Origin of the sequence: Pseudomonas sp. 86_A (genome assembly GCF_017491705.1) — a bacterium.
Lineage (GTDB): Bacteria > Pseudomonadota > Gammaproteobacteria > Pseudomonadales > Pseudomonadaceae > Aquipseudomonas > Aquipseudomonas koreensis.
In genome coordinates, this window is record NZ_JAFGYS010000009.1 from 42,966 (window position 1) to 67,784 (window position 24,819).

A 24,819-nucleotide genomic window follows, 5' to 3' on the forward strand; every position below is an offset into this window, starting at 1 on the left:
TCTCCACCGCTTCTACTGCTTGCCCAACGCAAAGTTGGGCAACGCCCCCAGCGGCTGGTTGAACTGATACGGAATCGACACCAGCCCCTGCCCGGTATTGCGCTGCACCACAAAGTGCAGGTGCGGGCCGCTGCTGTTGCCGGTATTGCCCGACAGCGCCAGCGGGCTGCCCACCGTCACCCGCTGCCCTTCGCGCACGCTCACCGAACCTTGCTTGAGGTGCAGGTACACGCCCATCGTGCCGTCATCGTGCAGTACCCGGACGAAATTGCCCGAGGCATCATTGCCGCGCCCGCTCTGCGCGTTTTCGGTTTTCACCACCACTCCGGCCCGCGCTGCGATGATCTGGGTGCCGACCGGCATGGCGATGTCCATCGCATATTTGTTCTTCGGCCCGTAGTGACTGTACTGGCCGTTGGCACCCTGACTGAGACGAAACGGCCCACCCCGCCACGGCAACGGATAGCGATAGCTCTGCGCAGCTCCGCCAGGGTCGCCCAGGGAATACTGGAACTGCGGCGTATACACCAGCGGCTGGCCGCCGCTAATCGCCGTCAACAGCGCCAGACGCGTGTTGCTGCGCGCCGGCAGCACCCGACGGATCGTCTGCGCCGGTGCACCACGCACGTTGCTCATCCCGGTAAACGCCAGCGCCACCTCGACCGGCGCGTACAGGTCGTTGCGCACGAACACCACGTCGGTGCCCTTCTGCTTCTTGATGTCGAGGTACACCTGACGCTCCAGGTGCTCGACCATACGGTCCTGAAACACGAACACCTGCGAGCCTTTGCTCGGCCGGTCGCTGTACGAGACCACGCCGTTGGCATCGGTGGATTTGTAGATCGTCATGGCCACAGCCGAGGTGGAGGCCATGAAAAGACCACAGAAAAACAGCAGGCGCGCGAGCATGGGCAAGAGTCTGTCGAAGTAAGGCCTGGGAATGAGCCTAGCAGCTGAGACAGACCAGGCTAGTCGACAGATGTTTCAAATTGGGCAGTCTGGGAGATTGATGGTGCAAGTGATGGCCCCTTCGCGAGCAGGCTCGCTGCCACCTTTGAAATGCATTCCAATGTGGGAGCCTGCTCGCGAAAGCGGTGTGTCAGGCGACGAAGATCAAGCGCCCGGAACGAAGTGCTTCTGCGCCGTGCCACGGGCGATCAGGCGGGAGATGTAGTCGAGCTTCTGCGCGTCCTGGTCGACAAAGCGGAAGGTCAGTTGCAGCCATTCGCTGTCCGGCTTCGGCTCGTGGGCGACGACGGCGTGCAGGTAGCCGTTGAGACGGGCGATTTCGGCGTTGTCGCCCTGCTCCAGATCGAGCACGGCGCTGTCGAGGATCTGCGGCAGGGTCTCGGTGCGCTTCACCACCAACAGCGCTTCCTTGATGCTCAGGGCCTTGATCACGCATTGCTGGGTGCCGCTCGGCAGGCGCAACTGGCCTTGGCCACGACCTGCAGCCGGGGCCTTCGAGGCTGCCGGTGCCTGGACCGGCGGACTGTTGAGCAAACCACGGGACGGCGCAGCAGCAGGCGCCGGAGCGGCCGCAGCAGGCTTGGCGAACGGATTGACTGCAGCGGCTGCCGGCGCGCCACCCACCACGGCAGGCTTGCCACCGGTCAATGCGCTCAGGGAGTCGTTGCCGAACGCCGAGTTCATCTTGGTCGGTGCGCTGTTCATCAGGGTGTCGAGCTTGCCGACCTTGTTCAGCGCCTGCTTGACCTTGGTCAGCAGTTGCTCGTTGGTGAACGGCTTGCTGACGTAGCCGGAAACGCCGGCCTGGATCGCCTGCACCACGTTCTCTTTGTCGCCACGGCTGGTGACCATGATGAAGGGCATGGACTTGAGATTGTCCTGCTGGCGGCACCAGGTCAGCAGTTCGAGGCCGGACATTTCCGGCATTTCCCAGTCGCACAGCACCAGGTCGAACGCTTCTTTGGCCAGCATCGCCTGGGCCTTTTTGCCGTTGATGGCGTCCTCGGTACGAATCCCCGGGAAGTAGTTACGCAGGCACTTTTTCACCAGGTCGCGAATGAACGAAGCGTCGTCCACGACCAACACACTGATCTTGCTCATCCAACACCCCTATAAAAATCCCGGCAAGCATACCGCTTTGCTGATGGCACATTGCCAACAATCTTCAGTCACGCCGGGACTTTTCGTTCGCGGGTGCTGCTTTTTAATTCGGTTTCCTGATTCAAGCGCCCAAACAAAAACGCCCGGCCAAAGGGCCGGGCGCTTTTCTCAGGCAATCTTACTTATCGTCAGCATTGCCCGGAACATTAGCGGTTTCGCCGCTTGTGCCTTCAACTTCTTCTTTCATGCGCTTGAGGCCCAGGTGACGCACGTCGGTGCCGCGCACCAGGTAGATCACCAGTTCCGAGATATTGCGCGCGTGGTCGCCGATGCGCTCCAGCGAACGCAGGACCCAGATGATGCTCAGAACCCGCGAGATAGAGCGCGGGTCTTCCATCATGTAGGTCGCCAGCTCACGCAGGGCGGTCTTGTATTCGCGATCGATGACTTTGTCGTACTGCGCCACCGACAGGGCCAGATCGGCGTCGAAGCGGGCAAATGCGTCCAGCGCATCACGGACCATGTTGCGCACCTGGTCGCCAATGTGCCGCACTTCGACGTAACCGCGTGGCGCTTCGCCTTCTTCGCACAGCTGAATGGCGCGACGGGCGATCTTGGTCGCTTCGTCACCGATGCGCTCCAGATCGATCACCGACTTGGAGATGCTGATGATCAGGCGCAAGTCGGACGCCGCCGGCTGACGACGAGCGAGAATGCGCAGGCATTCTTCGTCGATGTTGCGTTCCATCTGGTTGATCTGGTCGTCGATCTCGCGCACCTGCTGGGCCAGGCCGGAGTCGGCCTCGATCAGCGCGGTGACTGCGTCGTTGACCTGCTTCTCGACCAGCCCGCCCATGGCCAGGAGGTGGCTGCGCACTTCTTCCAGCTCAGCGTTGAACTGCGCGGAAATGTGGTGGGTAAGGCCTTCTTTACTAATCATGTTGGCGTCCTTGGAGCGTCCGGTAAGGTGCGGCGGGCCGCAGTCAATTCAGTGAGCGACAACCAGCGTCTGCTAGCCGTAACGACCGGTGATGTAGTCTTCGGTCTGCTTCTTCGCCGGATTGGTGAAAAGGGTGTCGGTGTCGCCGAATTCCACCAGTTTGCCCATGTACATGAACGCCGTGTAGTCGGAAACCCGCGCGGCCTGCTGCATGTTGTGGGTGACGATGACGATGGTGAACTTGGACTTCAGCTCGTAGATCAGCTCTTCGACTTTCAGGGTCGAGATCGGGTCGAGGGCCGAGCACGGTTCGTCGAGCAGCAACACTTCCGGCTCAACCGCGATGGTGCGGGCAATCACCAGGCGCTGCTGCTGACCACCGGACAGGCCGAGGGCCGAGTCGTGCAGGCGATCCTTCACTTCGTCCCACAGTGCCGCGCCTTTCAACGCCCACTCGACTGCTTCGTCGAGGATGCGCTTCTTGTTGATGCCCTGGATGCGCAGGCCGTAAACCACGTTTTCGTAGATGGTCTTCGGGAACGGGTTGGGCTTCTGGAACACCATGCCGACGCGGCGACGCAGTTCGGCAACGTCTTCGCCCTTGCGGTAGATGTTGTTGCCGTACAGGTTGATCGCGCCTTCGACACGGCAGCCATCAACCAGGTCGTTCATGCGGTTGAAGGTACGCAGCAGCGTGGACTTGCCACAGCCGGACGGGCCGATGAAAGCGGTCACACGCTGTTTCGGGATGTTCATGCTGACGTCGAACAGCGCCTGCTTCTCACCGTAGAACAGGCTCAGGCCCGGGACTTCGATAGCGACGGTTTCCTGCTCGAGGCTCAGGCTCTGCTTGTCGCGGCCCAGGGCAGACATGTTGATGCCGTGGGTATGTGTTTCGTGCTGCATGGGAGGCTCCCTGTGCTAACAAATTCGGTTCGTTGAACCGCTGGAAAACGCCAGCGGGTTACTCAAATTCTGTGTCTGTCGCGACTCCTGTGGGAGCTGGCTTGCCAGCGATTGCATCACCGCTGTGTCACTGAAACACCGCATCGCCTGCATCGCTGGCAAGCCAGCTCCCACAAGGTCTGTGTTAACTGTCCAGCGCTTTGTACTTCTCGCGCAGGTGGTTACGAATCCACACTGCCGACAGGTTCAGGGTCGCAATCACCAGCACCAGCAGCAGCGCCGTGGCGTACACCAGTGGCCGTGCGGCTTCGACGTTCGGGCTCTGGAAGCCGACGTCGTAGATATGGAAGCCCAGGTGCATGATCTTCTGGTCCAGGTGCAGGTACGGGTAGTTGCCGTCCAGCGGCAGCGACGGTGCCAGTTTCACCACACCCACCAGCATCAGCGGCGCCACTTCACCGGCGGCGCGGGCCACGGCGAGGATCATGCCGGTCATCATCGCCGGGCTGGCCATCGGCAGGACAATCTTCCACAGCGTTTCCGCCTTGGTCGCGCCCAGTGCCAGCGAGCCTTCACGGACGGTACGCGGGATACGCGCCAGACCTTCCTCGGTCGCCACGATCACCACCGGCACCGCCAGCAGCGCCAGGGTCAGCGAGGCCCAAAGCAGGCCCGGCGTACCAAAGGTCGGCGCCGGCAATGCTTCGGGGAAGAACAGACGGTCGACCGAACCACCCAGCACGTAGACGAAGAAGCCCAGACCGAACACACCGTAAACGATGGCCGGAACACCCGCGAGGTTGTTCACCGCAATGCGGATAATCCGGGTCAGGGCGTTCTGCTTGGCGTATTCACGCAGGTACACCGCCGCCAGCACGCCGAACGGGGTCACGATCATCGCCATGATCAGGGTCATCATCACGGTGCCGAAGATCGCCGGGAAGATCCCGCCTTCGGTGTTCGCTTCACGCGGGTCGTCGGACAGGAACTCCCAGACCTTGCTGAAGTAGAAACCGATCTTGGTCATCGTGCCCATGGCATTCGGCTGATAGGCGTGAACCACTTTGCCCAGGCTGATTTCGATCTCTTTGCCGTTGGCATCGCGGGCAGTCAGGGCGTCGCGGTTGAACTGCGCATGCAGATCGCTCAGACGCGCTTCGATGTCCTGATAACGGGCATTGAGTTCGGCACGCTCGGCGTCCATGTCCGCTTGCGCGGTGGCGTCGAGTTTGCCTTCCAGTTCCAGTTTGCGGCCGTGCAGACGGATGCGCTCAAGTCCTGAGTTGATCGCACCGATATCGGTCTTTTCCAGCGACTTCAGCTGCGCAGCAAGGCCGTTCACACGGTTGATCCGCGCTTGCAGCTCGGGCCATGCAGCCTCGCCCTCGGCGATCACCTTGCCGTCCTGTTTGACGTTGACCAGGTAGCCGTAGAAGTTGCCCCACTCGCGACGCTCGATGGCCATCAATTCTGGCGGCGTGGTCTGGTTGGTCAACCACTCGCCGACCACCCAGGTGAAGTCGTTGCCATTCAGGTCACGGTTGCCGACCTTGATCAGCTCGCGGGTCATGAATTCCGGGCCCTGATCGGGCACCGGCAGGCCGGCGCTCTTCAGGCGGGCACGCGGCACTTCTTCTTTCTGCACCACTTCGCCGATGACCAGGTGATTGGCCTGGCCCGGCACGTCGTAGCTGGCGTGGATCAGGTCCGCCGGCCAGAAGTGACCCAGGCCGCGCACGGCAATCACCGCCAGCAGGCCAATGGTCATGATGACCGCGATGGACACCGCGCCACCGCTGATCCAGACGCCCGGGGCGCCGCTCTTGAACCATCCATTCAGGGAGTTCTGTTTCACAGACTTCTACCTTTCTTAAAGCGACGAGTATTTCTTGCGCAGACGCTGACGAATCAGTTCTGCCAGGGTGTTCATGACGAAGGTGAACAACAGCAGCACCAGCGCCGAGAGGAACAGCACGCGGTAGTGGCTGCCGCCGACTTCCGACTCCGGCATTTCCACAGCGACGTTGGCGGCCAGGGTGCGCAGGCCTTCGAACAGGTTCATTTCCATGACCGGGGTGTTACCCGTGGCCATCAGCACGATCATGGTTTCCCCGACCGCACGGCCCATGCCGATCATCAGCGCGGAGAAGATGCCCGGGCTGGCGGTGAGGATCACCACGCGGGTCATGGTCTGCCACGGTGTGGCACCGAGGGCCAGGGAGCCGAGGGTCAGGCCACGCGGCACGCTGAACACGGCGTCTTCGGCGATCGAGTAGATGTTCGGGATCACCGCGAAACCCATGGCCAGACCGACCACCAGAGCGTTGCGCTGGTCGTAGGTGATGCCCAGGTCGTGGGAGATCCACATGCGCATGTCACCGCCGAAGAACCAGTTCTCCATGAACGGGCTCATGTACAGCGACAGCCAGCCCACAAACAGGATCACCGGAATCAGCAGCGCACTTTCCCAGCCATCCGGGACTTTCAGGCGGATCGACTCAGGCAGGCGGCTGAAGGTGAAACCGGCAACCAGGATGCCGATCGGCAGCAGCATCAGCAGGCTGAAGATGCCCGGCAAGTGCCCTTCCACATACGGTGCGAGGAACAGACCGGCGAAGAAACCGAGGATCACCGTCGGCATCGCTTCCATCAGCTCGATCACCGGCTTGACCTTGCGGCGCATGCCCGGGGCCATGAAATACGCGGTGTAGATCGCCGCAGCAACGGCCAGCGGTGCCGCCAGCAGCATGGCGTAGAACGCGGCTTTCAGGGTGCCGAAGGTCAGTGGCGAGAGGCTCAGTTTCGGTTCGAAGTCGGTGTTGGCCGCAGTCGATTGCCAGACGTATTTAGGCTCGTCGTAGTTCTCGTACCAGACCTTGCTCCACAGCGCGCTCCACGACACTTCCGGGTGCGGGTTGTCGAGCAGCAACGGTTGCAGCTTGCCGCCGGCCTCGACGATCACCCGGTTGGCGCGCGGTGACAGACCGAAAATGCCCTGGCCTTCGGCGACCGGCTCAACCAGCAAAGTGCGGTGCGCGGTGCTGTGGAACACGCCGAGCTTGCCGGATGCATCGAGGGCAACGAAGCCTTTGCGACGCTCTTCGGCAGTGATTTCAACGATTGGCGTGGTGCCCATCTGGAAGGTGCGGATCTGCTTCAGGCGCAACTCGCCATCGGTGTCGCGGGCCATGAACCACTGGGCCAGACCACCCTTGGAGTCACCGATGATCAGCGAGATACCGCCCACCAGTTGGGTGCTTGCGGTGACTTCGGCGTCAGCATTTTCCAGCAGTTTGTAGCGACCGTTGAGGCTCTTGTCGCGCAGGCTGAACACGTCGGCTTGGGCACGCCCGTTGACCACGTACAGCCATTGCTGGCGCGGGTCGACGAAGATGTTTTTCACCGGCTCAGTCATCTGCGGCAGCTCGATACGCTTCTGCTCGTTGGTGACTTCGCCGGTCATCATGTTTTCTTCGCTGGTCAGCGCCAACACGTTGAGCTGCGAACCGGTCGAGCCCACCAGCATCAGGGTCGAATCGGTGGCGTTGAGGCTCACGTGCTCCAGCGCCCCGCCGCTTTCGTTCACCGCGATCGGCGTGTTGCCGTACGGGTATTCGATGGCCGGGGTGATGGTTTTCTTGCCATCGGGATAGCTGACTTTATAGGTGTGACGGAACACCAGCGCCTGGCCGTTGGACAGGCCCACGGCCACCAGCGGATGACCTGGCTGGTCTTCGCCGATGGAGGTTACGGTTGCGCCAGCAGGAACCGGCAGATCGACGCGCTTCAGTTCAGCGCCACTGTCGATATCGAAGAACAGTGCCTGGCCCTTGTCGGAAACGCGCATGGCCACCTGATTCTGCTCTTCGAGCGAAATCATCAGCGGCTTGCCCGCGTCCTGCATCCAGGCCGGGGTAATGGCATCTTTCGCGGTCAGGCTCGCACCCTGGAACAACGGTGCAACGACGTAGGCGAGGAAGAAGAAGATCAGGGTGATGGCTGCCAGCACCGCCAGCCCGCCCACGAGGACGTACCAACGGGTGAAGCGATCCTTGAGCGCGCGAATGCGGCGCTTGCGTTGCAGCTCAGGCGTATTGAAATCAATGCGCTTGGGAGGGGAAGTCGTAGTCATTGGGGAATTGGCCAGATCATTCATGCGCTCACCCTAGCGATCCTGTATGACAGAAAGATGACAGTGCAGTGACGCAGCAAATCCACCGCCAGCGGGACTGGCAGAGGATCGAAAATTTGAGGTGTGTAAAAGGCCGGTCTGCTGGCAGATCCGGCCTTTTACAAGAGTCCGGTGGGGTTCACTCTGGACTCAATTTGTTACTTTTTTGCGACTTCAGCGCCGCCTTCCTGCAGACCCAGGTCAGCCAGTGCTTTTGCAGCAACCTTGGCTGGCAGTGGGATGTAGCCGTCTTTCACTACCACTTCCTGACCCTGTTTCGACAGAACCAGTTTCACGAACTCGGCTTCCAGCGGGGCCAGAGGCTTGTTCGGGGCTTTGTTGACGTACACGTAGAGGAAACGCGACAGCGGGTACTTGCCGTTCAGGGCGTTTTCTTCGGTGTCTTCGATGAACTCGGTGCTGCCTTTCTTCGACAGGGCAACAGTCTTCACGCTGGCGGTTTTGTAGCCGATGCCCGAGTAACCGATGCCGTTCAGCGAGGAGCTGATCGACTGCACAACCGACGCCGAACCTGGTTGTTCGTTGACGTTTGGTTTGTAGTCGCCTTTGCACAGGGCTTCTTCTTTGAAGTAGCCATAGGTGCCGGATACCGAGTTACGGCCGAACAGTTGCACTGGCTTGTTGGCCAAGTCGCCGGTCACGCCCAGGTCGCCCCAGGTTTTCACGTCGGTTTTGGCGCCGCACAGACGGGTGGACGAGAAGATCGCGTCAACCTGTTCCATGGTCAGGTGCTGGATCGGGTTGTCCTTGTGTACGAATACAGCCAGGGCGTCCACGGCAACCGGGATAGCGGTTGGCTTGTAGCCGTATTTCTGTTCGAAGGCCGCCAGTTCGGTGTCCTTCATCTTGCGGCTCATCGGGCCCAGGTTGGAGGTGCCTTCAGTCAGCGCAGGTGGCGCAGTGGCGGAGCCAGCGGCCTGAATCTGGATGTTTACGTTCGGGTATTCTTTTTTGTAGTTCTCAGCCCACAGGGTCATGAGGTTGGCCAGAGTATCGGAACCAACGCTGGACAAGTTGCCCGATACACCGGTGACCTTGGTGTAAGCCGGAATTGCCGGGTCAACGCCAGCGGCTACCGCGTGGGCAGTCGCAACGCCAGCAGCGACAAAAGTCATTGCCGCCATCAAACGCTTCAGTTTCATGCCTTACTCCTAGCAGATAGGGTGTGTTAAGTCGGGGCCAAGTATCAGCAGGCCGTGTGAACACTCTATGGCTGAAATATGACAATTGGATGAAAGGCCAGCATTCGGGTTTTTGCTGGATGATTCGAGTCGCCCCGATTCGCGAGCAGGCTCGCTCCTACAATTGAAATGTATTGCAAATGTGGGAGCGAGCCTGCTCGCGAAGGGGCCGATAGTGCTGAAGGAAATTGCCGATCAGCGGCCCTTCTTCCAGAGCCACGCCCCCACCAGAACCCCCATCGTGCAAAGAACGGCTACGTAATAGGCCGGGCCCATCGCGCTTTCTTTGAGCAGCAGGCTGACCACCATCGGCGTCAACCCGCCGAAGATCGCGTAGGCAACGTTATAGGAGAAGGATAGCCCGCTGAAGCGCACCACCGGCGGGAACGCCTTGACCATCACGTACGGCACCGCACCGATGGTGCCGACCAGGAAACCGGTCAGGGCATACAGCGGGAACAGCCAGTTCGGGTGATCGGCGAGGCTGTGATAGAAGGTCCAGGAGCTGATCAGCAGGCCCAGGCAACCGAAGACAAACACGCGGCCGGCACCAAAACGATCCGCGAGGGCGCCGGAGATGATGCAGCCAACGCTCAGAAACACGATCGCCAGGCTGTTGGATTGCAGGGCCACTGTCGGCGAGAAGTGATAGACCGTCTGCAGCACGGTCGGGGTCATCAGGATCACCACGACGATGCCGGCGGACAGCAACCAGGTCAGCAGCATCGAGATCGCAATCGCCCCGCGATGGTCTCGCAACACCGCGCGCAGTGGCACTTCTTCGGCCAGCGCCTTGCGCAGTTGCAGTTCGGCGAACACCGGGGTCTCGTGCAGCCAGCGACGCAGGTAGACCGAGAACAGGCCGAACACGCCGCCGAGCAGGAACGGAATCCGCCAGGCGTAATCCGCGACTTCCACCGGCGTATAAATGCTGTTGATCGCGGTGGCGACAAGCGAGCCGAGCAGGATGCCCGCCGTCAGGCCGCTGGTCAGCGTGCCGCAGGCGTAGCCGATGTGTTTTTGCGGCACGTGTTCGGAAACGAAGACCCACGCGCCCGGCACTTCGCCGCCAATCGCCGCGCCCTGAATGACCCGCATCAATAGAAGAAGGATCGGCGCCCACAGGCCGATCTGCGCATACGTCGGCAGCAGGCCCATGATCAGGGTCGGCACAGCCATCATGAAAATGCTCAGGGTGAACATCTTCTTGCGCCCCAGCAGGTCACCGAAGTGCGCCATGACGATGCCGCCCAGCGGCCGCGCGAGATAACCGGCGGCGAAAATGCCGAAGGTCTGCATCAGGCGCAGCCACTCGGGCATGTCGGCCGGGAAGAACAGCTTGCCGACCACGGTGGCGAAGAACACGAAGATGATGAAATCGTAGAACTCCAGCGCACCGCCCAGGGCCGATAGCGACAGAGTCTTGTAGTCATTGCGGGTCAGGGGTCGTGCAGGTTGCTCGGGCTGCGCGAGGCTCGAAGGCGCTGTGGTCATGGCAAGGGCTTCTCTTATAGGCGGATCTGCCGCCACAACAACGCTGGCTGTGGCTCGGGCAGGTTCGGCACCATAGCAAATTGTTCGAAAAAGCACATAGAGGCGCGTATTTGACGGTCAAAATCAGAACCGGATGGTCGTCGTGGAGTCTACCGACCGATATACTCGCAACCTTGCTCCGGTTTGTAGGGGGTTGCTGTGCGAAAACGTCGTTGGCCCGCCCTTGAACGGAGCAGCCGGTTTCGCAGAGTTTCCCTTCAGGCGCCTTATGGAAAACGTGACGAACGCAGTATGTTCGGTGCTCAATCGTTTTTCCTGAAGACGGCTACCACCAGCAATACCAACGAAGAGTCACGGGTCAGAGGCACCCCCGGCATGATAGAGCTCGAACAAGAAGATCCGATCCCGCAAGGCGACCTGGCCCTGCAAATCACCGCACTTCCCCGCGAAACCAACGGCTTCGGCGATATTTTCGGCGGCTGGCTGGTGGCGCAGATGGACCTGGCAGGCACCGCAATGGCCAGCCGCGTTGCCGGTGGCCGTGTGGCGACCGTGGCCATCGACCGCATGGCCTTTCTGGTGCCGGTGGCGGTGGGCGCGCAATTGTCCTTTTACACCCAGACCCTGGAAATCGGCCGCAGCTCGATCCAGATGATGGTCGAGGTGTGGAGCGACGATCCGCTGTCCAGCGAGTGGCGTAAAGTGACCGAAGCGGTGTTCGTCTTCGTCGCCATCGACGGCAGCGGTCGCACCCGTTCGGTACCGCCCCGCGCGCGTTAAACCTCGCCGCGGTTTTGCGGTCGATAGTCGTCCCAAGTGTCTGATCGAGAGCTGTCCCATGAACACGCCCAACGTTGAAGCCGTGAAACTGGATGAACTGAACTGCTGGCGCATCCGCCACGGTCAGGCTGAAGTGCTGGTGGCCCAGCAAGGCGCGCACATCCTCAGTTATCAGGTCGACGGCCAGCCGCCCATCATCTGGCTCAACGACAAGGCCGTGTTCAAGACCGGCAAGAGCATCCGTGCCGGTGTGCCGGTGTGCTGGCCGTGGTTCGGCGTCTTCGAACGCAACCCGCAGAGCGTCAAAGCCATGCGCGTCAGCGCCGAGCCGGCGTCGGCCCACGGTTTTGTCCGAGCGATGGATTGGGAACTGGGCGGCATCGAAGCCGAGGGCGATGGGATCAGGGTCGAATTCAAGCTGCCCTACCCCGAAGGTGGTTTCCCGGGCTGGCCGCATCAGGTCGACCTGACACTGACCCTGCACCTGAACGATCAACTGCACATCAGCCTGACCAGCCATAACCGGGGCACCGAGGCGGTCAGCCTCAGTCAGGCGCTGCACAGTTACTTTGCGGTCAGCGATGTGCGCAACGTGCACGTCGAAGGTGTTGAAGGTCTGGACTACATCGAGACCCTGGACAACTGGAACACCCACAGCCAGCAAGGCGAACTGCGCTTTGCCGGGGAAACCGACCGCATCTACCTCGACGCTCCGCAGCAACTGAGCATTGTCGACCCGAGCTGGGAACGGCGCATCGTGCTGAAGGCCAGCGGTTCACGCACTGCGGTGATCTGGAACCCGTGGATCGACCGCGCAGCGGCGTTCAGCGACATGGACAACGATGGCTGGCAGCGCATGCTCTGCATCGAGACGGCGAATGTGATGGATGACGTGGTGAACCTGGCCTCGGGCGCGAGCCATACCATGGGTGTCAGCATCGGCAGCAAACCGCTTTAAGATCAAAAGATCGCAGCCTTCGGCAGCTCCTGCAGTGGAATGCATTTTCCTGTAGGAGCTGCCGAAGGCTGCGATCTTTTGCTTTAGAGATCCGACTCCTGCACCACCCGCACCTTGTCCGCTTCCAGCGCATACGCCGCATCGGCCAGGTCATTGCTGACCTTCTCGATCTTCAGCGTGCCGGTTACCCACAGCGGCGTGTAGATATCGTCCAGCTTCAAACCCTTCGGATAACGCACCAGCACCAATTGATTCGGTGGTGGTGGCGGCACGTGGATACAGGCGCCCGGGTACGGCACGAGGAAGAACAGCGTGCTGCGGCCCTTGGCGTCGGACTCCAGCGGCACCGGGTAGCCACCGATGCGGATGTGTTTGTCGTTCATCGACGCCACGGTCTTGGTCGAATACATCACCGCCGGCAGGCCCTTGGCCTGTTTCATCCCGCCCTTCTCGGTGAAGGTGCCGGTGGCCTCCGGAGAGTTGTGATCGATTTCGGGCATGGCCTCGAGGGCTTTCTGGTCCGACTTGGGCATCAGTTCCAGCCAATCGGTTTCCGGCAGTTCGCCGGCGTGGGCGAGACCGCTGCCCAGCAAAAGGAGAGTCAACAAAAGACGGCGCATGGAGGTGCTCGGTAAAAGATGCTCGGATAAGAAAGGACGTTGAATCGCCGAGCATTCTAGCCCTCCCTGCCGCATTGGCAGAGAGGGCTTGGTCGCTTGGATCAGTTCTTTTTGATCAGGCCGTAGATCACCAGCAGCACGATCGCACCGACCAGTGCGCCGATGAAGCCTGCGCCTTGACCGGCCTGATAGATACCCAGGGCCTGGCCGCCGTAAGTGGCCGCCAGCGAACCGCCGATACCGAGCAGGATGGTCATGATCCAGCCCATGCTGTCATCGCCCGGTTTCAGGAAGCGTGCCAGCAGGCCGACGATCAAGCCGATAAAGATGGTTCCGATAATTCCCATGGCATTTCCCTCTGACGCTAAATAGTAGATATGCCAAAGCCTAGTCAGACTTTGGCATCCTGCAATGAGAGAACGGCGGCCCCTGAATGGTTCCGCCGCGGCCACATGAAACTGTCGTTACTCGGCGATCAGCGCTTCGACCTTGACGATCTGCGCCTGCAGCGTGGCCATGTCGGCGCAGCGCAGGTTGGCGTGACCAACCTTGCGCCCGGCCTTGAAGGCTTTGCCGTAGTGGTGCAGATGGCAGTCTTCGATGGCGATGACTTTCTCCACCGGCGGAACCACGCCGATGAAGTTGAGCATCGCGCTCTCGCCGACCTTGGCCGTCGAACCCAGCGGCAGGCCGGCAACGGCGCGCAGATGGTTTTCGAACTGGCTGCACTCGGCGCCTTCGGTGGTCCAGTGCCCGGAGTTGTGCACGCGCGGGGCGATTTCGTTGGCCTTGAGGCCACCGCCGACTTCAAAGAACTCGAACGCCATCACGCCGACGTAATCCAGTTGCTTGAGCACGCGGCTGGAATAGTCTTCAGCCAACGCCTGCAATGGGTGATCGGTACTGGCCACCGACAGCTTGAGAATGCCGCTGTCGTGGGTGTTGTGCACCAGCGGATAGAACCTGGTTTCACCGTCGCGGGCACGCACGGCGATCAGCGAGACTTCGCCGGTGAACGGCACGAAGCCTTCCAGCAGGCAGGCCACGCTGCCCAGCTCGGCGAACGTACCCACCACGTCTTCCGGCTTGCGCAGGACTTTCTGGCCCTTGCCGTCATACCCCAGGGTGCGGGTTTTCAGCACGGCCGGCAGACCGATCGACGCCACGGCGGCGTCCAGGTCGGCTTGCGATTGAATGTCGGCGAAGGCCGGGGTCGGAATCCCCAGGTCCTTGAACATGCTCTTCTCGAACCAGCGGTCGCGAGCGATGCGCAGGGCTTCGGCACTCGGGTAGACCGGCACGAATTGCGAGAGGAACGCCACGGTTTCGGCCGGGACGCTTTCGAACTCGAACGTCACCAGGTCGACTTCGTCAGCCAGTTGGCGCAGATGATCCTGATCGCCGTAATCGGCCCGCAGGTGTTCGCCCAGTGCAGCGGCGCAAGCGTCCGGCGCCGGGTCGAGGAAAGCGAAGTTCATGCCCAGCGGGGTGCCCGCCAGCGCCAACATGCGGCCCAACTGGCCGCCACCGATTACACCGATCTTCATCTCAACAACCTCAGGCAATACGTGGGTCTGGATTGTCCAGGACGCTGTCTGTCTGCTCGGCACGGAAGGTTTTCAGTACCGCGTGGAACTGTGGATGCTTGGCGCCGAGGATGCTCGCCGAGAGCAGCGCGGCGTTGATCGCGCCGGCCTTGCCGATGGCCAGGGTGGCAACCGGAATGCCAGCCGGCATCTGCACGATCGACAGCAGCGAATCGACGCCCGAGAGCATCGACGACTGCACCGGAACGCCCAGCACCGGCAGGTGGGTCTTGGCCGCACACATGCCTGGCAGGTGAGCCGCACCACCGGCACCGGCGATGATCACCTCGATGCCGCGGCCCTCAGCCTCTTCGGCGTACTGGAACAGCAGATCCGGGGTACGGTGAGCGGAAACCACCTTGACCTCGTACGGGATGCCGAGCTTTTCCAGCATATCGGCGGTGTGGCTAAGGGTGGACCAATCGGACTTGGAGCCCATGATCACGCCAACCAGTGCACTCATCGTCGCGCCTCTTCTCTCTGGGCGCCCGCAGGCGCGTCAAAAACAACAAGCCACGCAGGATTGCGTGGCTTGATTGTACGAAAAATGGCCGGATGTACCGGCCGAAGGCCGCGCAGTATACCGCAAAGAAGCCAATAAACAGCCCCCGAAACGACCATCTGTCAAATGAGCGAAACGCCCGGTTTTATTGACTTGAAGGTCAGCCAAGACACGCCCTAAATTCCATTGTGGGAGCGAGCCTGCTCGCGAAGAGGGGGTGTCAGTCAACATTGATGTTGTCTGGCACACCGCTTTCGCGAGCAGGCTCGCTCCCACAGGGACTGCGGGCGGATTCAAGAGTTTTGGGCGGCACCGCCTTCCAGCTTGCGCCACAACAGGCGCACATTGGCCTTGCGCACCAGCGCGCAGCGGTACAGACGAATCTCCAGCGGCACGTGCCATTGCGGGCCGCCGCAGACCACGAGCTCGCCGCGGGCCAGTTCGGCACGTACGCTCAGTTGTGGCACCCAGGCAATGCCGAGGCCTTCCAGGGCCATGCTCTTCAGGCTGTCGGCCATCGCGGTTTCGTAGATGGTGGTGAAACGCAGCTGCCGCTGACGCAGCAAGCCGTTCACCGAACGCCCGAGAAACGCCCCGGCGCTGTAGGCCAGCAACGGCACGCTGGCATCCCCTTCGAGATCGAACAGCGGCTTGCCGTCGGCATCCGCAGCGCACACCGGGAGCATTTCGGTCTGGCCCAGGTGCAGCGACGGGAAGATTTCCGGGTCCATCTGCATCGCCGCGTCCGGGTCGTAGAACGCCAGCATCAGATCACAGCCACCTTCGCGCAACGCGTGCACCGCATCGCCAACGTTGGTCGCCACCAGCCGCGTGGCGATGTTCAGTCCTTCGTTGCGCAGTTGTGCGATCCAGCGCGGGAAAAAGCCCAGCGCCAGCGAGTGCGCGGCGGCGACCTGCATCACTTCGCCCTGCCCGCCTTCGAGGTGATGCAGATGACGCAGCACTTCACCGAGCTGTTCGACCACGGTGCGCGCGGTCACCAGAAACAGCTGCCCGGCCGCCGTCAGCTCGATCGGCGTGCGCGAGCGGTTGACCAGTGTCAGCCCCAGCGCCGCTTCGAGGCTGCGGATCCGCCGACTGAATGCCGGCTGGGTCACGAAGCGCCGTTCGGCGGCCTGCGAGAAGCTGCGGGTCGCGGCCAGAGCACTGAAGTCCTCGAGCCATTTGCTTTCCAGATTCATCACGCCCTCCCGGGAACGCACCAAAACAGGTCACACGTCTGCCGCGCACGCGGCGTCACACGGGCATTATGCCGAATGTGCATAGGGCAGTGTTTAACAGCATTGGCCCAAAAAATCCCACAAGCCTAGCATTCGCAGCGTTCCGGCACAGACCGGGTCCATATCGAGATGATTTCTATCATGTCCTCCGCTGCATCTTTCCGCACAGAAAACGACCTGCTTGGCGCCCTCGAAGTACCGGCTCAAGCGTATTACGGCATCCAGACCCTGCGAGCGGTGAACAACTTCCGTCTCTCCGGTGTTCCGATTTCGCATTACCCGAAACTGGTTGTGGGTCTGGCGATGGTCAAACAGGCCGCCGCTGACGCCAACCGTGAGCTGGGTCATCTGAGCGAAGCCAAGCACGCTGCCATCAGCGAAGCCTGTGCCCGATTGATCCGCGGTGATTTCCACGAAGAGTTCGTGGTCGACATGATTCAAGGTGGCGCCGGTACCTCCACCAACATGAACGCCAACGAAGTGATCGCCAACATTGCACTCGAAGCAATGGGTCACCAGAAAGGCGAGTACCAGTACCTGCACCCGAACGACGACGTCAACATGGCGCAGTCGACCAACGACGCCTACCCGACCGCGATCCGCCTGGGTCTGCTGCTGGGTCACGACGCGCTGCTGGCCAGCCTCGACAGCCTGATTCAGGCCTTCGCAGCCAAGGGTGAAGAATTCAACCACGTCCTGAAGATGGGTCGTACCCAACTGCAAGACGCCGTACCGATGACCTTGGGTCAAGAGTTCCGTGCTTTCGCCACCACCATGGGCGAAGACCTGGCCCGTCTGAAGACGCTGGCCCCGGAACTGCTGACTGAAGTGAACCTGGGCGGCACCGCGATCGGCACCGGCATCAACGCCGACCCGCGCTATCAGGCGCTGGCTGTTCAGCGTCTGGCGCTGATCAGCGGTCAACCGCTGGTGCCCGCCGCCGACCTGATCGAAGCCACCTCCGACATGGGCGCCTTCGTGCTGTTCTCCGGCATGCTCAAGCGCACCGCGGTCAAGCTGTCGAAGATCTGCAACGACCTGCGCCTGCTGTCCAGCGGCCCGCGCACCGGCATCAACGAAATCAACCTGCCGGCGCGTCAGCCAGGCAGCTCGATCATGCCCGGCAAGGTCAACCCGGTGATTCCGGAAGCCGTTAACCAGGTGGCCTTCCAGGTCATCGGTAACGATCTGGCGCTGACCATGGCAGCCGAAGGCGGCCAACTGCAGCTGAACGTGATGGAGCCGCTGATCGCGTTCAAGATCCTCGACTCGATCCGCCTGCTGCAACGCGCCATGGACATGCTGCGCGAGCACTGCATCGTCGGCATCACCGCCAACGAAGCACGCTGCCGCGAACTGGTCGAGCACTCGATCGGTCTGGTCACCGCGCTGAACCCGTACATCGGCTACAAAAACGCCACCCGCATCGCCCGTATCGCCCTTGAAAGCGGCCGCGGCGTGCTGGAACTGGTGCGCGAAGAAGGTCTGCTCGACGAAGCCATGCTCGCCGACATCCTGCGCCCGGAAAACATGATTGCTCCGCGTCTGGTTCCGCTCAAAGCCTGAGCCGACGCATTACTTGTAGCACCGCTCACCAGGTCGAGGGACTAGACACCTCTCACCTTTTGAGGGCTTGGGGATTTAGTCCCCAAGCCCTTTTTTTTAACTTCTTTGCGGGCAGGACGTTAAATGTTTTGTGTATCTGATACCGCCAAGATCGCAGCCTTCGGCAGCTCCTACATGATCGATGTACCCCTGTTGGAGCTGCCGAAGGCTGCGATCTTTTGATCTTGCAGCACCCTCGTTTCGTCGCTTGCACCACGAGCGTGCAGACGGGCGCCGCACTGATCGGTATAGTGCCGCCCCTCTTCGCGTGAGCGGTCGTCGGTAACGAGGCCATAACCCATGCGAAACCCGAACTAATAACAAACCCGCGAAATGGATCCGGGACGAAACCTTCGCCTCACCTGTTGTGCCGTGCGCAAACCGGTGTAACGCGATGTTTCTGAACATCCAGCATTTGCTTACACAAAAAACAGCGAGGAAAAATCCATGCTCGAAGTCATTAACGACTTCCTCTCAGGGAAAGTACTGATCGTGCTCATTGTCGGGCTCGGTAGCTACTTCACGATTCGCTCGCGTTTCGTTCAATTGCGGCACTTCTTCCACATGTTCGCGGTGTTCCGCGACAGCCTGAAAAGCAGCGGCGGGCAACTCAGCTCGTTCCAGGCCCTGATGCTCAGCCTTGCCGGCCGTGTCGGTGCAGGCAACATCGCCGGTGTCGGCATCGCCGTGACCCTCGGCGGGCCAGGTGCGGTGTTCTGGATGTGGGTGACCGCACTGGTCGGCATGTCCAGCAGCTTCTTTGAATGCACCCTGGCTCAGGTCTACAAGCGCGCCGATGGCGACGGCCTGTACCGTGGCGGCCCGGCCTACTACATCCAGCACGGCCTGAAGCTCAAAGGTATGGCGGTGGTGTTCTCCATCCTGCTGCTGGTCACCTACGGCTTCGCCTTCATCGGCCTGCAGTCCTACACCGTGACCCACTCGCTGCAGAACGCCTTTGCCTTCGACCCGCGTCACACCGGGATCGTCCTGGCAGTGCTGCTGGCCATCACCTTCATCGGTGGTATCAAGCGCATCGCGGCGGTGTCCGACCTGCTGGTACCGGTCAAGACCCTGGCCTATATCGGCGTGACCCTGTACGTGATCGGCACCCAGATCGAACACGTGCCAGCCATGCTGGAAACCATCTTCAAGAGCGCCTTCGGTCTCGACCCGGCCTTCGGCGGCCTGCTCGGCAGCGCCATCGTCATGGGCGTGAAGCGTGGCGTGTTCGCCAACGAAGCGGGCCTGGGCAGTGCGCCGAACGTCGCCGCCGTGGCCTCGGTGAAACACCCGGGCGCCCAAGGCGTGGTTCAGGCCTTCAGCGTGTTCCTCGACACCTTCGTGATCTGCACCTGCACCGCGCTGCTGATCCTGTTGTCGGGCTTCTACACCCCGGGCTTCGAAGGTGACGGCATCGTCCTGACCCAGAACTCGCTGGCCGCCGTGGTCGGTGACTGGGGCCGCATCTTCGTCAGCGTCGCGCTGTCGCTGTTCGTCTTCACCTGCATCCTCTACAACTACTACCTGGGCGAGAACAGCCTGCAATTCCTCACCCGCAACCGCGCTGCGCTGATGGCGTTCCGCGGCCTGGTGCTGGCGCTGGTGGTCTGGGGTTCGATGCAGGACCTTTCGACGGTGTTCGCCTTCGCCGACATCACCATGACCTGCCTGGCCTTCGTCAACCTGATGGCCCTGGCGATGCTGTTCAAAGTCGGCATGCGTGTGATGCGCGACTACGACGAGCAGCGCCGCGCCGGCGTCAAGCAGCCCGTGTTCGACTCCAGCAAGTTTGCCGATCTGGACCTGGACCTGAAGGCCTGGCCGGCCGACGCGCCAGCCGCCGGCAAGAGCGAAGTCGAGCCGCAAGGCGTCCCTGCAGCGCAACGCTGACAGGTGAATGACGGGCGCATCCCCTGCGCCCGTCAGTTATTGTGATGCACTACCTGTAGGCGCGAGCCTGCTCGCGATAGCTGTCTTTCAGCCAACATCAATGTTGAATGATGAACCGCTATCGCGAGCAGGCTCACTCCTACAATGTCATCTCTTGTGGAGACCTTCAGATGATTGCCAATTCCTTCCCCGCCGCCCAACAGGTCATGGTGCTCTACACCGGTGGCACCATCGGCATGCAGGCCAGTGCCAACGGGCTGGCCCCGGCATCCGGTTTCGAAGCCCGTATGCGCGACTACCTGCACAGCCAGCCTGAGCGGGTGGTGCCGCAGTGGCGCTTCCGGGAAATGTCGCCGCTGATCGACAGCGCCAACATGACCCCGGCCTATTGGCAGCAACTGCGTGAAGCGGTGGTCGATGCCGTGGACGTGCAAGGCTGCGACAGCGTGCTGATCCTGCACGGCACCGACACGCTGGCCTACAGCGCCGCGGCGATGAGTTTCCAGTTGCTCGGCCTGCAGGCGCGTGTGTGCTTCACCGGTTCCATGCTGCCGGCGGGCGTGGCTGACAGCGATGCCTGGGAAAACCTCGGCGGCGCACTGGTTGCGCTCGGCCAGGGCCTGGCGCCGGGCGTGCACCTGTACTTCCACGGCGAGCTGCTGGACCCGACCCGTTGCGCAAAAGTGCGCAGCTTCGGCCGGCATCCGTTCAAGCGCCTGGAGCGTCAAGGTGGCGGGGTGAAAGCCACGTCGATCCCGGCAGCGCTGAACTATAACCAGCCGAAACACCTGGCGAATGTCGCCGTACTGCCGCTGTTCCCCGGCATCAGCGCCGGGATTGTCGACGGCCTGCTCGACGGCGGCATCCAGGGCCTGGTCCTGGAGTGCTACGGCAGCGGCACCGGACCAAGCGACAACCCCGAGTTCCTCGCCAGCCTCGGCCGTGCCCGGGACAGCGGTGTGGTGGTGGTCGCGGTCACCCAGTGCCATGAAGGCGGAGTCGAGCTCGACGTTTACGAGGCCGGCAGCCGGCTGCGTGGCGTGGGCGTGTTGTCCGGTGGCGGCATGACCCGCGAAGCGGCGTTCGGCAAGTTGCAGGCGTTGCTGGGCGCGGGTCTGGAATCGGCTGAAGTGCGCCGACTGATCGAACTCGACCTGTGTGGCGAGCTGATCTGACACCACGCACCCCCCCTGTAGGAGTGAGCCCCTGTGGCGAGGGAGCTTGCTCCCGCTGGGGCGCGCAGCGCCTCCACAATATTGCGACTGCTTTGCAGTCGAGCGGGAGCAAGCTCCCTCGCCACAATAGCCCTCCCACAGTTTGATCGGCGTCCGGCATGCAACTTGCTGCGCTCCAGCCACCCCCAAGGCTGGAAGATCTTATGCTGCACTCCCACCTCACCACCCTCAACGCCGTCTCGCTGGTGCTCAACACCTTCAAGGATCAAGGCCTGTCCAGTGACGCCTTGCTCACGGGCAGCGGCATCAGCGCCGCGGATCTGAACCGCACCGACACGCGCATCACCACCAATCAGGAAATGCAGGTCTGCGCCAACGCGGTCGCGCTCAAGCACGACATCGGCCTCGAACTGGGCCGGCGCATGCACGTGTCCTGCTACGGCATCCTCGGTTACGCGCTGCTGACCTGTGCCACCTTCGGTGACGCTTTGCGCCTGGCGATCCGTTATCCGGCGCTGTTGGGAACACTTTTCGAACTGAGTCTGGAAGACGATGGCGAGCGCGTCTGGTTCGTCGCCGCCGATTACCGCGAGAGTCCGGCGATGGCGGTGTTCAACGCCGAGTTCTGCCTGGTTTCGCTCAAAGTCATTTGCGATGACTTGCTGGGTCATCCGCTGCCGCTGCTCGCCACGCGATTCGAGCACGCCGCGCCGGATTACCGCGACAGCTACGCCGAACACTTCGCCAGCCCACTGCACTTTGCCGCCCGGGACAACGCCTTCGCCTTCGACCGCCGCTGGCTCGAGCAACCGCTGCCACTGGCCGACGCCATTACCCATCAGGCGATGGCCGAGCGCTGCCGCAAGCAGAACCTCGAATTCACCGGCCGCCAGGCCTGGCTCGGGCGCATCCGCCAGTTGCTCAGCGCCCAGTTGAATGCCGCGCCGGGGCTCGAAGGCCTGGCCCAGCAGATGAAGTGCTCGCCACGCACCTTGCGGCGCCACCTCAAGGACATGGGCAGCAGTTATCAGGAACTGCTCGACGAACTGCGTTTCGAACGCGCCAAGCAGATGCTGTGTGAGGATCAGTTGCCGATCTACCGCATCGCCGAAACCCTGGGTTTCAGCGAGACCGCGAGCTTCCGCCACGCGTTCGTGCGCTGGAGCGGTGTTGCGCCGAGTCAGTTTCGCCCGCACTGAGAACCTCCTGTAGGAGTGAGCCTGCTCGCGATTGCCATCCAGCATTCAACACTTATGTTGGCCGACAGACCGCCATCGCGAGCAGGCTCACTCCTACAAGGATTGTGTATTTCCTGCCCATGGCAGGTGCAAACCTACGCCAGCAAGGGGCGAATAACGGTCAGATCTTTTGGCCATATCGATCCCCTTTTGGCCTTTCCTGCCGTTCTCCGATTCGCCGCGCGCCGCAACACTGGGGGTAACCGAATCAGCCCTGCGGAGAACAACAAATGCTGACGATCTACTCAGACGATCACCACCTGCACCATGGCCGCTGCGAACTCATCGACGGCCAGCTCAAGCCGTGCTTCGAGATGCCTTCGCGCGCCGACCACGTGCTGCAACGGGTCCAACACCAGCACCTGGGCCCGGTCGAGGCACCGAAGGATTTCGGCCTGGAGCCGATCGCGCGGATCCACAGCCGCGACTACCTCGACTTCTTCAAGGGTGCGTGGCAGCGCTGGACCGAATTCAATACCGACGGCGACCTGCTGCCCTACACCTGGCCGGCGCGCACGCTGCGGCAGATCAAACCGACCAGCCTGCACGGCCAGCTCGGCTATTACAGCTTCGACGGCGGCGCACCGATCACCGCCGGCACCTGGCAAGCGGCCTACAGCGCAGCGCAAGTGGCGCTGACTGCCCAGGCGGAAATCCAGCGCGGCGCACGCAGTGCCTTTGCCCTGTGCCGTCCACCGGGACACCATGCCGCCAGCGACTTGATGGGCGGTTATTGCTACCTCAACAACGCCGCCATCGCCGCCCAGGCGTTCCTTGATCAGGGCCACAAGAAAGTCGCGATCCTCGACGTCGACTACCACCACGGCAACGGCACCCAGTCGATTTTCTATGCACGCAGCGACGTGCTGTTCACCTCGATCCACGGCCATCCGGAAGCCGAGTTTCCGTTCTTCCTCGGCTACGACGATGAGCGCGGCGAAGGCGCCGGTGAAGGCTGCAACTTCAACTACCCGCTGCCGGCCGGCTCCGGCTGGGACGTGTGGAGCGCGGCGCTGGAACAGGCCTGCAACGAGATCGACCGCTACGGCGCCGACATCATTGTCGTGTCGCTGGGTGTCGACACGTTCAAGGACGATCCGATCTCGCAGTTCAAACTCGACAGCCCGGATTACCTGGCCATGGGCAAGCGCATCGCCGCCCTCGGCAAGCCGACATTGTTCGTCATGGAAGGCGGTTACGCGGTGGAGGAAATCGGCATCAACGCGGTGAACGTGCTGGAAGGGTTCGAACAATGAACCACTTCAAGCACCTCATCGCGCCAGCCCTGTGTGCGGCGTTGCTGAGCAGCGCTGTGCACGCCGAAGAACGCACCTTGCGCGTCTACAACTGGTTCGACTACATCACGCCCAAGGCGCTGGAAGACTTCAAGGCACAGAACACCCAGACCAAACTGGTCTACGACATCTTCGACACCAACGAAGCGCTGGAAGCCAAGCTGCTGACCGGCAACTCCGGTTATGACGTGGTGGTGCCGTCCAACGTGTTCCTCGCCAAGCAGATCGAGGCCGGGGTGTTCCAGCCGCTGGATCGCAGCAAGCTGCCGAACTGGAATCACCTCGATCCGAAACTGATGAAGCTGATCGAGGCCAACGACCCGGGCAACCAGTTCGCCGTACCGTACATGTACGGCACGATCCTGATCGGCTTCAACCCGGCCAAGGTCAAGGCCGCGCTGGGCGATAACGCGCCGGTGGACAGCTGGGATCTGATCTTCAAGGAAGAGAACATCAGCAAGCTCAAGCAGTGCGGCGTGGCCCTACTCGACTCGCCGTCGGAGATCCTGCCGCTGGCCCTGCAACACTTGGGGCTCGATCCCAACAGCAAGAAGCCTGCGGATTACGACAAGGCTGAAGCGCTGCTGATGAAGATCCGCCCGTACATCACCTACTTCCACTCCTCCAAGTACATGGCCGATATCGCCAACGGCGACATCTGCGTCGCGGTCGGTTATTCCGGCAGCTTCTCGCAAGCGGCCAACCGCGCCAAGGAAGCGAAGAACGGCGTGGTGGTCGACATGCGCCTGCCCAAGGAAGGTGCGCCGATCTGGTTCGACATGCTCGCGATACCCAAGGGCGCGAAAAACCCGGAAGACGCCTACACCTTCATCAACTACCTGCTGCAACCGGCGGTGATTGCGCCGGTCAGCGATTTCGTCGGCTATCCGAACCCGAACAAGGACGCCACCGGTCTGGTGGATCCGGCGATCCGCAACAATCCCAACCTGTACCCGACCGATGCGGCGATGAATACGCTGTACACCCTGCAGCCATTGCCCCGCGATGCCGAGCGGGCGCGGACCCGGGCCTGGACCAAGATCAAGTCCGGCACCTGACGCCGGCCGCCGCACCCGAAAGACCTGCGTTCACGCAGGTCTTTTTTTACCCGCAATATTTATCTACCACCTGCCCTTCTGCCGG

General features: G+C 61.7%; 21 protein-coding genes. 8 read left to right on the plus strand and 13 right to left on the minus strand.

Annotated features, from left to right (window positions below; all coding sequences use genetic code 11):
• Positions 1 to 12 precede the first annotated feature (12 nt).
• The 8 genes from J5M57_RS15010 to J5M57_RS15045 form a co-directional block, all read right to left on the minus strand.
• Positions 13 to 909, minus strand: coding sequence for a M23 family metallopeptidase (locus J5M57_RS15010; protein WP_064589855.1), 897 nt, complete (start codon positions 907 to 909; stop codon positions 13 to 15).
• A gap of 204 nt (positions 910 to 1,113) precedes the next feature.
• Complete coding sequence (locus tag J5M57_RS15015; protein ID WP_064589856.1) at positions 1,114 to 2,070, minus strand: response regulator; 957 nt, start codon at positions 2,068 to 2,070, stop codon at positions 1,114 to 1,116.
• 178 nt (positions 2,071 to 2,248) lie between these two features.
• Positions 2,249 to 3,010: a phosphate signaling complex protein PhoU gene (gene phoU / locus J5M57_RS15020; protein WP_003229617.1), complete on the minus strand. Its 762-nt coding sequence runs from the start codon at positions 3,008 to 3,010 to the stop codon at positions 2,249 to 2,251.
• 72 nt (positions 3,011 to 3,082) lie between these two features.
• Positions 3,083 to 3,916: a phosphate ABC transporter ATP-binding protein PstB gene (pstB, locus tag J5M57_RS15025; RefSeq protein WP_007962289.1), complete on the minus strand. Its 834-nt coding sequence runs from the start codon at positions 3,914 to 3,916 to the stop codon at positions 3,083 to 3,085.
• A gap of 184 nt (positions 3,917 to 4,100) precedes the next feature.
• A complete protein-coding gene (gene pstA, locus J5M57_RS15030; protein WP_064589857.1) occupies positions 4,101 to 5,771 on the minus strand; it encodes a phosphate ABC transporter permease PstA in 1,671 nt (556 codons plus the stop codon).
• A 15-nt stretch (positions 5,772 to 5,786) separates the two neighbouring features.
• Positions 5,787 to 7,820, minus strand: a complete 2,034-nt coding sequence (locus J5M57_RS15035; RefSeq protein ID WP_169844055.1) for an ABC transporter permease subunit — start codon at positions 7,818 to 7,820, stop codon at positions 5,787 to 5,789.
• A gap of 425 nt (positions 7,821 to 8,245) precedes the next feature.
• Positions 8,246 to 9,250, minus strand: a complete 1,005-nt coding sequence (locus J5M57_RS15040) for a phosphate ABC transporter substrate-binding protein PstS (RefSeq protein ID WP_207848623.1) — start codon at positions 9,248 to 9,250, stop codon at positions 8,246 to 8,248.
• Positions 9,251 to 9,484: 234 nt separating this feature from the next.
• On the minus strand, positions 9,485 to 10,783 hold the full coding sequence (locus tag J5M57_RS15045; protein ID WP_064589860.1) for an MFS transporter: 1,299 nt from the start codon (positions 10,781 to 10,783) through the stop codon (positions 9,485 to 9,487).
• A gap of 375 nt (positions 10,784 to 11,158) precedes the next feature.
• Between J5M57_RS15045 and J5M57_RS15050 the strand changes: the two genes are divergently transcribed.
• Together J5M57_RS15050 and J5M57_RS15055 are read left to right on the plus strand one after the other, a co-directional pair.
• The gene (locus J5M57_RS15050) at positions 11,159 to 11,563 is read left to right on the plus strand and encodes an acyl-CoA thioesterase (protein WP_003229628.1); all 405 of its coding nucleotides are present in this window, start codon (positions 11,159 to 11,161) and stop codon (positions 11,561 to 11,563) included.
• A gap of 58 nt (positions 11,564 to 11,621) precedes the next feature.
• A complete protein-coding gene (locus tag J5M57_RS15055) occupies positions 11,622 to 12,521 on the plus strand; it encodes a D-hexose-6-phosphate mutarotase (protein ID WP_207848624.1) in 900 nt (299 codons plus the stop codon).
• Between the two features lie 83 nt (positions 12,522 to 12,604).
• Here J5M57_RS15055 and J5M57_RS15060 read toward each other — a convergent pair whose 3' ends face one another.
• The 5 genes from J5M57_RS15060 to J5M57_RS15080 all read right to left on the minus strand — a co-directional run bounded on the left by J5M57_RS15060 (position 12,605) and on the right by J5M57_RS15080 (position 16,431).
• On the minus strand, positions 12,605 to 13,141 hold the full coding sequence (locus tag J5M57_RS15060; protein WP_027610367.1) for a DUF3299 domain-containing protein: 537 nt from the start codon (positions 13,139 to 13,141) through the stop codon (positions 12,605 to 12,607).
• Positions 13,142 to 13,242: 101 nt separating this feature from the next.
• Positions 13,243 to 13,488, minus strand: a complete 246-nt coding sequence (locus J5M57_RS15065) for a GlsB/YeaQ/YmgE family stress response membrane protein (RefSeq protein ID WP_003229635.1) — start codon at positions 13,486 to 13,488, stop codon at positions 13,243 to 13,245.
• Positions 13,489 to 13,605: 117 nt separating this feature from the next.
• On the minus strand, positions 13,606 to 14,688 hold the full coding sequence (locus J5M57_RS15070) for a 5-(carboxyamino)imidazole ribonucleotide synthase (protein ID WP_207848625.1): 1,083 nt from the start codon (positions 14,686 to 14,688) through the stop codon (positions 13,606 to 13,608).
• Positions 14,689 to 14,698: 10 nt separating this feature from the next.
• A complete protein-coding gene (purE, locus tag J5M57_RS15075; RefSeq protein ID WP_003229641.1) occupies positions 14,699 to 15,190 on the minus strand; it encodes a 5-(carboxyamino)imidazole ribonucleotide mutase in 492 nt (163 codons plus the stop codon).
• 332 nt (positions 15,191 to 15,522) lie between these two features.
• Positions 15,523 to 16,431: a LysR substrate-binding domain-containing protein gene (locus J5M57_RS15080; RefSeq protein ID WP_064589862.1), complete on the minus strand. Its 909-nt coding sequence runs from the start codon at positions 16,429 to 16,431 to the stop codon at positions 15,523 to 15,525.
• Positions 16,432 to 16,611: 180 nt separating this feature from the next.
• Here J5M57_RS15080 and aspA point away from each other — a divergent pair, with 180 nt between their 5' ends.
• The 6 genes from aspA to J5M57_RS15110 all read left to right on the plus strand — a co-directional run bounded on the left by aspA (position 16,612) and on the right by J5M57_RS15110 (position 24,734).
• Positions 16,612 to 18,036 (plus strand): aspartate ammonia-lyase, encoded by a 1,425-nt coding sequence (gene aspA, locus J5M57_RS15085; protein ID WP_003229645.1) that lies wholly within the window; start codon positions 16,612 to 16,614, stop codon positions 18,034 to 18,036.
• A 486-nt stretch (positions 18,037 to 18,522) separates the two neighbouring features.
• A complete protein-coding gene (locus tag J5M57_RS15090) occupies positions 18,523 to 19,968 on the plus strand; it encodes an alanine/glycine:cation symporter family protein (protein ID WP_064589863.1) in 1,446 nt (481 codons plus the stop codon).
• A 170-nt stretch (positions 19,969 to 20,138) separates the two neighbouring features.
• Positions 20,139 to 21,143, plus strand: coding sequence for an asparaginase (locus J5M57_RS15095; protein WP_207848626.1), 1,005 nt, complete (start codon positions 20,139 to 20,141; stop codon positions 21,141 to 21,143).
• Between the two features lie 203 nt (positions 21,144 to 21,346).
• Entirely contained in the window at positions 21,347 to 22,342 is a 996-nt protein-coding gene (locus tag J5M57_RS15100) for an AraC family transcriptional regulator (RefSeq protein WP_207848627.1), read from the plus strand.
• A gap of 269 nt (positions 22,343 to 22,611) precedes the next feature.
• Entirely contained in the window at positions 22,612 to 23,637 is a 1,026-nt protein-coding gene (locus J5M57_RS15105; protein WP_064589866.1) for a histone deacetylase family protein, read from the plus strand.
• Positions 23,634 to 24,734, plus strand: coding sequence for a polyamine ABC transporter substrate-binding protein (locus J5M57_RS15110; RefSeq protein ID WP_169842902.1), 1,101 nt, complete (start codon positions 23,634 to 23,636; stop codon positions 24,732 to 24,734). The genes J5M57_RS15105 and J5M57_RS15110 overlap by 4 nt, the downstream gene beginning before the upstream one ends.
• Positions 24,735 to 24,819: the final 85 nt, after the last annotated feature.